Genomic DNA, 10,989 nt, shown 5'->3' on the forward strand with positions numbered 1-10,989 from the left:
TACTCCTGCCGTATAACCAATTTTCGAGGAAAGGAGAATGAATAAAACCACCCCTTTCGAGATGGTTTTATTATACGAGAGAATATGACGAAAAAACGACTGGTTGCACTGTTAGCAGCATGCATGATGATGCTTTCTGCTTGTGGAGCACCACAGGCACCAGCAGATGGCTCTGTGGGAGGAGACACACAGAGTGCTCAAACAGAAACCACCGAAGAGGAAGTACCGGCGGAAGAAGAGTACACTGGACCAAAGGATTACCAGGGCTGGACAACTAGCATGGCTACTTTTAACCCACAGATGTACACAAACTCCAAAACTTTCCTGAATCAGGGCACCTTGGTAGCAATGGTTGCAGACAAAGAGGGAAATAATACGCTGCAGTTTGTGCCATATCATGCAGCAGAGCTGCCAACCACTTCGGACGGCGGTACAACCTGGAATATCAAGATTCGTGAAGGCCTCAAATGGTCCGACGGTACTCCGATTGATGCAGGTACCTATGAGTACACCATGCGTATGCTGGTTGATCCAAAGCTGGTCAACAAAAATGCAACCTATATGTTTGATACCTGCGTAGTTAAAAACGCAAAAGAATACTTCAGCGGTGAATGCACCTGGGAAGAAGTCGGTGTAAAACAGCTGGGCGACTATGAGCTGGAGATCACCCTGCAGTATCCTGCAACAGAGCTTGACTTCTATACAACTATCTGCAGCCTGATCTGGCCAGTTCAGGAAGAAATGTATGAAAAATGCATGAACGCAGATCGTACCAGCACAACCTATGGTACTTCTCTGGAGACCACACCTTCTTCTGGTATGTTTATCCTGACAGAGTGGATCACCGATGGACACGATAAATTCGTTCGCAACGATGACGACCCACTGGTAAAAGAAGGCTATGTCAAACTGGACAGCATGACCAGAAGATATATCAGCCAGAATGCAACCCGTGCAGAAATGTTCTTCAAAGGTGAGCTGGATAACCATTCTCTGACTGGCGACGACTATATCCAGTACAAGAATGACCCTCGTGCTTACCCAACAATTTCGCCAAACGTCTGGGGCTACTTTGTAAACGGCGCATCCAAGAACCCAATCATGCAGAACAAAGACTTCAGAAATGCTCTGTACTTCGCAACTCCACGTGAAAACATTGCAGAAGACGTTTATAAGCTCTATCCGGCAGCACCTTACATTGTATCCACCGGTATCTATGTCGGTGATCCAATCTCCGGTGGTGAATATTACCGCGATACCGAGCAGGCAAAAGCAATCACAGAAAAATATGCAACAAATCCAGAAAAGGCAAAAGAACTGTTTGACAAAGCATATGAAGCAAACGGCGGAACCCCTGTAAGCGTAGAGTATATTTACTTTGAAGGTCAGGAAGGCCAGAAACGTCAGGCAGAGATTCTGCAGGAAACCTTTGAAAACCTGTTTGGTAAAGACAGATTTACTCTGACTCTGCGTGCAATGCCACCAGCATCTGCATATGACGTTTACAGAAGCGGTGAATATGACCTGGGTCTTGGTGTTCGCCTTGCAAACGTATTTAACCCATGGGCAACGATGAACGTATGGACCACTGACTATGCAGATAAATACATCACTGGTTTCCAGAGCGAAGAGTTCGATAAACTGCAGTTTGACTGTGTATACGGCGAGCTGGTAAACGATGTAGAGGGCAAAGTAGATGCTCTGGCAAGAATGGAAGAACTGCTGCTGGATTACGGCGCATTTGTACCAGTTATGCAGAACGACAACACTGTTATGTACAGTGACCGTGTAAGTCTGGCAACTCAGGAATACCTGCCATTTATAGGCTATGCTGAGAACCAGTACGACATCACAGCTGCAGCATCTGCAATCGCTTAACAAAAAATCAATAATACCGTACCCATTATGGGTACGGTATTATTACATCATCCTGCGGAAGGAGGATTCCTTTGCTCAAGTATATTCTCAAACGTGTGGTTGCGATGGCGATTACCCTGTTTATTATCATCAGTTTGAGCTTTTTTGCAATCCGTCTGATTCCTGGCGATATTGCGGGAGAAAATGCAGCGCCGGAGATCAAAGCGGCGATGGAGGCAAGATACCATCTGGATAAACCGTTGGGAGAGCAATACGCAATCTTTATCAAAAACTTTTTGTCCTTTGATTTTGGCGAATCAATGACGCTGTATCCGCGTCGTCCGGTATTTACGATTATTAAAGACAAAATTCCGCTGACCCTGATGCTGAACGTCTTTTCGCTGTGTCTGACAGTGCCGGTGGGACTGATCTGCGGCATCGCGGCAGCGCTCAAGAAAAATACAATCATTGACCATACGATTTCTGCGATGGTTGTCTTTAATGTATCAGTTCCGGCGTTTGTCTTTGCATCATTGTTGCAGTACGTGTTCGCTTATCGATTGGGATGGTTCCCATTCCTGCTCAATCTGGATGCCACTTTCTCCTTCTCCAAGTTTGTGTCGATGATCCTGCCGATTCTGGCACTCTCCTTTGGTGGTATTGCTACCATTACCCGTTATATGAGAGCGGAGTTGTTTGAAGCGCTCAACTCGGAGTACATGCTTTTGTCCAAGGCGAAAGGACTTTCCAAAGTACAGTCGACATTGCGTCATGCACTGCGAAATTCGTTTATTCCACTTTGTAACGTCATTATCCCAATGTTTATGGGTCTGCTGGGCGGTTCGATGGTTGTTGAAAATATTTTCGGTATCCCGGGAATTGGCTCGTTGACAGCTGCTTCCATTCAGACATCGGACTATTATCTGACCATTGCAGTATTGTTCTTCTACTCCATCATCGGCTTGACATCCATGCTGTTGGTTGACCTGTCCTATGGAATCGTAGACCCACGAATTAGAATCGGAGGGGGTAAGGTCCGTGAGTAAAAAGAATATGAAACTCGAGGTACCAAAACCTCTGGATGCGCAGGAAGTTCTTAAAGAAAAAATCCCGCCAGAGATGTTTGAGCAGGTAGCGGGAGAAAAAATCTTTGACCAGGAGATCGAAGGCGAGGCCATCGGCTTTTTCAAGGATGCTTACCTTCGCTTTAAGAAAAACAAAGCAGCGATTGGAGCTGCCTGGATCATCCTGTTCATTATCTTCATGGCAATCTTTGGTCCAATGATGAGTCCATATCATTTCCGTGAACAGCACACAAGCTTTGGTACCATGCCTCCACGAATTCCAATTCTGGAAAACTTCGGTATTGCGGATGGATGTGTTACAATGGACATCTTTGAAGCAGACCTGGAAGAGTTCGGAGATGCGGTCAAAGAAATCAAGAGTGAATATATCTGGAATTACAAAGGAAGAGAGATCAAAAAGGTAATTGCAGATATTGATATGTACGAATACAAGGATGCGAAAGAGCACTATTTTATCTTTGGTACTGACAACATCGGTCGCGATCTGTTTGTACGTCTGTGGAGAGGAACCCGTATTTCTCTGCTGATTGGTTTTATTTCGGTAATGATCAACTGTGTCATCGGTGTTACATATGGTTCTATCTCCGGTTATTACGGCGGCAAGGTGGACATGGTGATGCAGCGATTTGCAGAGATTCTCGGCGGTATCCCATTCCTGGTTATGTCCATCCTGTTTATCATGGTGCTGGGAGCGGGTGTATCCTCATTTATTCTGGTGTTGATTATCACCGGATGGATTGGTATGAGCCGAATGATCCGTGCACAGTTCTATCGCTATAAGGACTATGAATATGTCATGGCTTCCAGAACCATGGGCGCTAAGGACAGAACACTGATCTTCCGTCATATCCTGCCAAATGCAATCGGTCCAATTATCACCCAGGCAACCTTTGCGGTACCTTCGGCAATTTTTTCGGAATCGTTCCTGTCCTATCTGGGACTTGGTATTCAGGCGCCGGAACCTTCGATCGGTGTATTGTTGGCAGAGGGACAGCGTGTGCTGACCAGCAGCCCACATCTGACCCTTTTCCCAGCGCTGGTAGTTTCGGCCCTGATGCTGGCATTTAATATGTTTGGCAATGGTCTGAGAGACGCATTCGACCCAAGAATGAGAGGTCTGTAATCAAAGGAGGAAGCAACATATGGCAACCATCAATCAGTATTTTAGTATCGGCTCTTGCAGTGCAGCAAGATGGCTTTCGGAAGATGCATTTGTATATTTAAGCACAAAAAGTGGTGTAAACCAGATCTGGGAGAAGAATCTCTGTACCGGTGAGGAGCGCCAGAGAACCTTCTTTGAAGAGCGTGTATGGAGTCTGCATACCCATCAGGGAACCGTTTATTTCAGCATGGATCAGGGCGGAAATGAACAGGAACAGATTTATGTGATCCATGGGGAAGAGGCTGTCAATCTGACACATAATAATGCGGCACGTTATCAGTTTGGCGGTGTAAAACCGGATGGACAGACAGTTGTCTTTGCATGCAACGCTAGAAATCCTAAAAACTTTGACCTGTGTCAGTTGAATGCAAAAACAGGTGAACAGGAAATCTTGTTGGAAAACACCGACAGCTACAACACTCCTGCTGCACTTTCTCCAAATGGCAGATATTTGCTCTACAACAAGCTGAAAGCACAGTCGGATAACTGTCTGTGGATTCTGGACACCGAGAACAAGACAGCAAAGAATATTGACAGCAATCCAGGATATGCGCAGTACACCTCTCCGGCATGGAAACATGACAGCAGCGGTTTTTATTTCCTGACAGATAAGGACAGCGAGTTTAAATATCTTGCTTATTATGATGTGGAAAGCGGCTGCATGACCAAGATCTATGAGGAAGAGTGGGATCTGGAGGATGTCGCACTGAGCTTTGATGACAAGTATCTGGCGGTAAAGATCAACCGTGACGGATACTCGGTGATGGAGATCTACAACACCCATACCCAGAGCTTTGAAAATGCACCTTCGATGCCAAAGGGCGTCATGGCGTACTATGGAATCAGCTGGGCTCCTTCCAGCCATCGTCTGCTGGTGACACTCAGCAGCGGCAAACGTCCATCGGACATCTGGATGCTGGATCTCGACCATGAAAAGGTAGAGCGCATGACCTTTACCGATCTGCAGGGCATCGACAGTGATGATCTGGTGGAACCAATCCTGTGTCACTATCAGTCATTTGATGGTTTGACCGTTCCATATTGGCTCTATAAAGGAAAAGGAGATGCCGGAAAGGGAAGCGTCGCTGTTGAGATCCATGGTGGACCAGAGGCCCAGGAGCGCCCGATGTTCGCTCCAATGATTCAGTATCTGGTCAATGAGGGTCTGACAGTGGTTGCACCAAACGTCCGTGGCTCCACTGGCTATGGTAAAAACTATCATCACCTCGACGATGTTGAAAAACGTTTGGACAGCGTACATGATGCAGCATGTCTTGCAGAGCACCTGGTGAAAGAAGGTCTGGCAGAAAAAGATCGCATCGCCGTTATGGGCGGAAGCTACGGAGGATATATGACACTGTCCTGTATCACCCGTTATCCAGATCTGTGGGCAGCCGGTGTGGATACTGTCGGTATGTCCAACCTGGAAACCTTCCTGGAGAACACCGCGGACTATCGTCGTTCCCATCGTGAGAGCGAGTACGGCAGTTTGGAACATCATCGTCAGATTCTGCATGATGTATCTCCAATCCACAAGGTAGACCAGATCACAGCAGCGTTGATGGTTGTCCATGGTGCAAACGACCCACGTGTACCAGTGGGAGAAGCGGAGCAGATTGTACAGAGTCTGCGCAGCCGCAACGTTCCAGTTGAGTATTTATTGTACACCGACGAGGGACATGGTATTGCCAAGAGAAAGAACCAGTTAGATTGCTATCCGAAGGTTGCTGCATTTTTAAAGAAGCATCTCAAGGTTGAATAATCCGGAAAGGAGGCTCCAACTTTGGAAAAAATACTTGAAGTAAAGGATCTGCACATACATTTTAATGCTTTTGCGGGCCATGTAAAAGCAATTCGAGGCGTTAACTTTCATCTGAACAAAGGAGAAACACTGGCAATCGTCGGCGAATCCGGTTCGGGCAAATCGGTAACAACCAAGGCTGTTACCCGCATCCTGCCGGAAAATGCAGTGATTGATAATGGCGAGATCATCTACAAAGGACAGGATCTTTTGAAGATGAGTGAAAAGGAGTTTACCAATATTCGAGGTTCAGAAATCAGCCTGATTTTCCAGGACCCTCTGTCGGCGCTGGACCCTGTTATGAAGATTGGAAAACAGATCATGGAAACGCTGATTTTGAAGCAGAAAATGCCGAAAAAAGACGCTGAAAAGCGGGCTTTGGAGCTGATGAAGGCGGTAGGTATTCCAAATGCGGAAAAACGTTTTCATGAGTATCCGTTCCAGTTTTCCGGCGGTATGCGTCAGAGAATCGTCATTGCGATTGCATTGGCCTGCAATCCGGAACTGCTGATCTGTGACGAGCCGACCACCGCGCTGGATGTTACCATTCAGTCGCAGATTCTGGAATTGATCAAAAAGATTCAGAAGGAAAATAATCTTTCGGTTATCTTTATTACCCATGACTTGGGCGTTGTTGCAAATATGGCTGACCGCGTCTATGTAATGTATGCAGGTAAGATTGTAGAGGAAGGCACAGTAGAGGATATCTTCTATGATCCAAGACATCCTTATACCTGGAGCCTGCTGGCTTCGATGCCAAACCTGGATACCCGAGGATCGGATAAGCTGATGGTCATCCCAGGTACACCTCCTAATATGCTCTATCCACCAAAAGGAGATGCATTCGCAGCCCGCAACCGTTATGCAATGAAGATTGATTTTGAACGGGAACCACCGATGTTTAAGGTGTCTGATACTCACTACGCGGCTACCTGGCTCTTGCATCCTGATGCACCAAAGGTAGAAATGCCGGAACATCTCAAGCAAAGAATCAAGCAGCAGTTGGAGGAGGCGGGAAGATATAATGGATAATAGAACCCGTATTCTGGAAGTAAAACACCTGTGCAAATATTTCTATCAGGGCAAAGTGCCGATGAAAGCGGTAGACGATGTTAATTTCCACGTATTTAAAGGAGAAACCTTTGGATTAGTTGGAGAATCAGGTTGTGGAAAAACAACAACAGGACGTACGATCATCCGTTTGTATAAGCCTACTTCCGGTGAAGTTTGGTTTAATGGAAACCGCATTGACGGAAAGCTCAATAAAGAGCAGAGCCGTGCGGTTACCAGCAAGATGCAGATGATTTTTCAGGACCCTGTGGCATCGCTCAATCCAAGAATGACCGTTGAGGAAATCATCTCCGAGGGAGCAAAGATCAACGGTATCTTTCAGTCAAAAGAGGAACTGAAGGCAAATGTCAGAAAGATGCTGGAACTGGTAGGTTTGACCTCCGAGCACGCAACCCGTTATCCGCATGAATTTTCCGGTGGCCAGCGGCAGCGTATTTGTATTGCCCGCGCACTCATCACCAAGCCGGATCTGATTATCGCGGATGAACCGATTTCTGCATTGGATGTTTCCATTCAGGCACAGGTACTGAACCTGCTCAACGACCTTCGCAAGGAGCTTGGTCTGACCGTTTTGTTCATCGCACATGACTTGTCGGTTGTCAAATATTTTTCCGAGCGTGTTGCAGTTATGAACCGCGGCCGGATTGTGGAGATGGCAGACTCTGATCTTCTCTATAAAAATCCGGTACATCCGTATACCAAGTCTCTGCTTTCGGCGATTCCGATTCCAAATCCACTGTTGGAGAAAAAGCGTGTTCGCTTTGAATATGATCCATCGAGCCATCACTATGATGAGAACGATGTTCCACAGATGATGGAAGTGGAGCCAGGACATTTTGTGTTGATGTCGCAGAAGGAATATCAGGCCTATCTGGGAGATAACAAATGAAATGTAAAATCATTACCAAAGACCTGCTAAAGGGCTTTGTTTGGGTGAGCGCTTTGGCAATGGGAATCATCCTGTATTATCAGCGGCTGTATCAGCAGTGGATGATTTCGGATGGACTGTTTTTATCCGGCTTGCTCTTTGTTTGCATCGGACTGTTTCGTGTCACAAGAAAGCTGGGTCTGTTTGACTCCACCATTTATGGCAGCAAACGTCTGTTTGGTAAAACAAAGCAGGACTTTGTCGAGTATGTACAGGATCACCCCTACACACAAAATTTTGCCGAGATTTTGTTGTTGGGAGTAGGATTTATTCTTCTTTCATTTTTATTTTGATTTCCTAATTTATTTTGATTTTTCCTAAACTTCCTATCGCATAGACAAAGGACCGCAAGGAGTGAAAACTCTTTGCGGTCCTTTGTCTTTTGCTTGATTTTCTTGGAATTGCTTTCTCTGGCTCAAAACGGCTTTAGAATCTATCCATGCAGCTTAAAAAACTGTGTACGCCATGAGTCATTTATGAGCGCTTCCTCCATATATTGTAAATGGAAAGGCTGCGAATACAGTACGATTTAATCAATAACATTGAGGTGCCGCTATGAAAAAACAACCAGCAAAGCAATATGTGATCTATTCCCGTAAGTCCAAATTTACCGGCAAAGGTGAAAGTATTGAGAATCAGATCGAACTGTGCCGCCAGTATATCGCATCCCACTATGGTACTGAGCAAGCGGAGAATGCCCTTGTTTATGAGGATGAGGGATTTTCCGGCGGCAATCTGGAGCGCCCCGAATTTAAAAAGATGATGAGGGATTCCCATGAGATGCAGTTTGCTGCCATCGTGGTGTACCGTCTGGACCGAATCAGTCGTAATATCGGTGATTTTGCGAAGCTGATCGAGGATTTGGGAGAGCGTCAGATTGATTTTATCTCGATTCGTGAACAGTTCGATACCTCATCTCCGATGGGACGAGCGATGATGTACATTGCTTCTGTGTTTTCACAGCTGGAAAGGGAAACGATTGCAGAGCGTATCCGCGACAATATGCACGAACTGGCAAAAACAGGACGCTGGCTGGGAGGCACAACACCTACCGGATATCGGTCTGTGGGAGTTTCAAAGGTGACGGTGGACGGTAAATCAAGGAAGGCATTTCAGCTGGAACCTATCCAGGAAGAAATCAGTTTGGTGCAGTTGATTTACGATCAGTTTCTGGAAACCGGTTCTTTGACCAAGGTGGATCAGTTTTTGCTGGAACACCAGTACACCACCAAGCGAGGAAAACAGTTTACACGCTTTGCGATCAAGGCGATTCTCTCCAATCCGGTGTATATGATTGCCGATAGGGAAGCATACAACTATCTGACGGAAAATCATGTAGATCTTTTTGCAGACCGAAGTGACTTTGATGGTAAATGCGGGATCATGGCGTATAATCGCACCTTGCAGCGAGCAGGAAAGGCAAATCAAATCCGCCCGATGGAAGAGTGGATTGTTTCGGTCGGCAAACATCCTGGTGTAATTCCTGGCAGCCAGTGGGTACAGGTTCAGTTCATGCTGGAGGGAAATCGTTCCAAGAACTATCGTCATCCGCGCAGCAACGTTGCATTGCTGTCCGGTTTGTTGGTATGCGGCAAGTGCGGCGACTATATGCGTCCTAAGATGACCAGCCGAGTGACTACGGATGGGGAACCGGTTTACAGCTATATGTGTACGACCAAGGAGCGCAGCAGGCGCAAATGCTGCGATATCAAGAATGCCAACGGCAATCTGCTGGATACCAAGCTGATGGAGGAGATCAAAAAACTTGCGGATGACAAAGCGTTGTTTGCACAGTTTCTTTCTCAAACCAGAAAATCCATCAACGGAAATCGGGATAGCTGTGATGCAGAAATGACTTCCTTAAAACAGAAGATCAATGAAAATGAGAGCAGTATCAAAGCATTGGTCAACACGATTGCGAAAGGTACCGGAGGAGTAGCGGAACAATATATCATGGAACAGATTGAAACGCTGCACAGCTCGGTCCATGCAATGAAGGAACGTTATGCCGAATTGGAAAAACTCACGATCCAACATCGGTTTGTCAATCAGGAGTTTGCTTTTTATCAGCAGATGATCGAATCCTTCGCTGCGAGTATCGACCAATGTACGGTGGAGGAAAAACGGCGCTTCCTCAAAAGCATCATCAGAAAGATTGTATGGGACGGGGAAAATGTCACCGTTTACCTTTTTGCCCATGATGGAGAAGCCGTTTTGTCGGAGGTTAAATCTTCCGAAGAGAAGGAAGTTCCATTGAGTGCGGATAGCAAATGAGATACTCATGCACTTTCGGCAGAAGAAAAAGAGCATGCAGGATGTGTCCATCAGCGACCCGATCGACATCGACAAGGACGGCAATTCGATTACGCTGATGGATATCGTGCAGGATGACGAGAACATCCTCGACAGCATCGACCTGAGTATCCAGTCCCAGAAGCTGTATCAGTTTATCGAACAGCATCTGGAGCCGCGGGAACGCAAGATTTTGACCTACCGGTATGGGCTGTATAATGTTCGTCCTCTGCCGCAGCGGGAGGTCGCACAGAAGCTTCAGATTTCGCGCTCCTATGTCTCCCGCATCGAGAAAAAAGCGATTGAAAAGTTAAAGGATTATTTTAATGACAATCGATCGTCCTATGGATATTAGACGAACCGTTAAAATAAGGCGAGATTAACCGGTGGTTAATTTTTCATCGTTTTTCTTAACGAGCCTTCGATTGTGAACTGCCGTTTCTCCTGCTATAATACAGACAAACAGATACGGACGGGAGGAACGGCAGATGAAGATAAACGAAATAATTCGCAAATACCGCAGACAGCGCGGTCTGACGCAGGAGCAGGTAGCTCAGCAGCTGGGTGTATCCACGCCGGCAGTCAACAAATGGGAGAGTGGGGGGTTCACTTAGATAAAGATACCACACCAATCCCACGCTGACTTTTGCTCAACCGATACAGCCGGAGGGCTGGATAACAAGAAAAGGCGGTATGCGCCCCGTGGAGGGGGAGCATACCGCCTTTTCTTGTGGGGGTTTCCAAAGGGGGCAACGCCCCCATTTGGCACACGACTTTGCGAAGCAAAGTGTAG

General features: G+C 46.5%; 9 protein-coding genes and 1 pseudogene. All 10 read left to right on the forward strand.

Features of this window, described 5'->3' with window-relative positions:
- Positions 1–84: 84 nt before the first annotated feature.
- A complete protein-coding gene (locus tag Q0L39_RS08355) occupies positions 85–1,878 on the forward strand; it encodes an ABC transporter substrate-binding protein (protein ID WP_296628299.1) in 1,794 nt (597 codons plus the stop codon).
- A 71-nt stretch (positions 1,879–1,949) separates the two neighbouring features.
- Positions 1,950–2,903, forward strand: a complete 954-nt coding sequence (locus Q0L39_RS08360) for an ABC transporter permease (RefSeq protein WP_296628301.1) — start codon at positions 1,950–1,952, stop codon at positions 2,901–2,903.
- A complete protein-coding gene (locus tag Q0L39_RS08365; RefSeq protein WP_296628302.1) occupies positions 2,896–4,065 on the forward strand; it encodes an ABC transporter permease in 1,170 nt (389 codons plus the stop codon). The genes Q0L39_RS08360 and Q0L39_RS08365 overlap by 8 nt, the downstream gene beginning before the upstream one ends.
- Positions 4,066–4,084: 19 nt before the next feature.
- Complete coding sequence (locus Q0L39_RS08370) at positions 4,085–5,866, forward strand: S9 family peptidase (RefSeq protein ID WP_296628303.1); 1,782 nt, start codon at positions 4,085–4,087, stop codon at positions 5,864–5,866.
- A 21-nt stretch (positions 5,867–5,887) separates the two neighbouring features.
- On the forward strand, positions 5,888–6,937 hold the full coding sequence (locus tag Q0L39_RS08375; protein WP_296628305.1) for an ABC transporter ATP-binding protein: 1,050 nt from the start codon (positions 5,888–5,890) through the stop codon (positions 6,935–6,937).
- A complete protein-coding gene (locus tag Q0L39_RS08380) occupies positions 6,930–7,865 on the forward strand; it encodes an ATP-binding cassette domain-containing protein (protein WP_296628307.1) in 936 nt (311 codons plus the stop codon). The genes Q0L39_RS08375 and Q0L39_RS08380 overlap by 8 nt, the downstream gene beginning before the upstream one ends.
- A complete protein-coding gene (locus Q0L39_RS08385) occupies positions 7,862–8,197 on the forward strand; it encodes a DUF3899 domain-containing protein (RefSeq protein ID WP_296628311.1) in 336 nt (111 codons plus the stop codon). Before Q0L39_RS08380 ends, Q0L39_RS08385 begins: the two co-directional genes overlap by 4 nt.
- Before the next feature lie 262 nt (positions 8,198–8,459).
- Positions 8,460–10,178, forward strand: a complete 1,719-nt coding sequence (locus tag Q0L39_RS08390; protein WP_296628314.1) for a recombinase family protein — start codon at positions 8,460–8,462, stop codon at positions 10,176–10,178.
- 34 nt (positions 10,179–10,212) lie between these two features.
- Complete coding sequence (locus Q0L39_RS08395) at positions 10,213–10,551, forward strand: sigma-70 family RNA polymerase sigma factor (RefSeq protein ID WP_296628316.1); 339 nt, start codon at positions 10,213–10,215, stop codon at positions 10,549–10,551.
- A 133-nt stretch (positions 10,552–10,684) separates the two neighbouring features.
- Positions 10,685–10,798: pseudogene (locus tag Q0L39_RS08400) on the forward strand (helix-turn-helix transcriptional regulator); the annotation flags it as partial.
- Positions 10,799–10,989: the final 191 nt, after the last annotated feature.

It is taken from the genome of uncultured Negativibacillus sp. (assembly GCF_944388365.1).
Lineage (GTDB): Bacteria > Bacillota > Clostridia > Oscillospirales > Ruminococcaceae > Negativibacillus.

Bases quoted from the DNA above. Each gene is read 5' to 3' on its own strand.
- Q0L39_RS08355 (WP_296628299.1), top strand. From the start codon at position 85: ATGACGAAAAAACGACTGGTTGCACTGTTAGCAGCATGCATGATGATG.
- Q0L39_RS08370 (WP_296628303.1), top strand. From the start codon at position 4,085: ATGGCAACCATCAATCAGTATTTTAGTATCGGCTCTTGCAGTGCAGCA.
- Q0L39_RS08380 (WP_296628307.1), top strand. From the start codon at position 6,930: ATGGATAATAGAACCCGTATTCTGGAAGTAAAACACCTGTGCAAATAT.
- Q0L39_RS08385 (WP_296628311.1), top strand. From the start codon at position 7,862: ATGAAATGTAAAATCATTACCAAAGACCTGCTAAAGGGCTTTGTTTGG.
- Q0L39_RS08390 (WP_296628314.1), top strand. From the start codon at position 8,460: ATGAAAAAACAACCAGCAAAGCAATATGTGATCTATTCCCGTAAGTCC.
- Q0L39_RS08395 (WP_296628316.1), top strand. From the start codon at position 10,213: ATGCAGGATGTGTCCATCAGCGACCCGATCGACATCGACAAGGACGGC.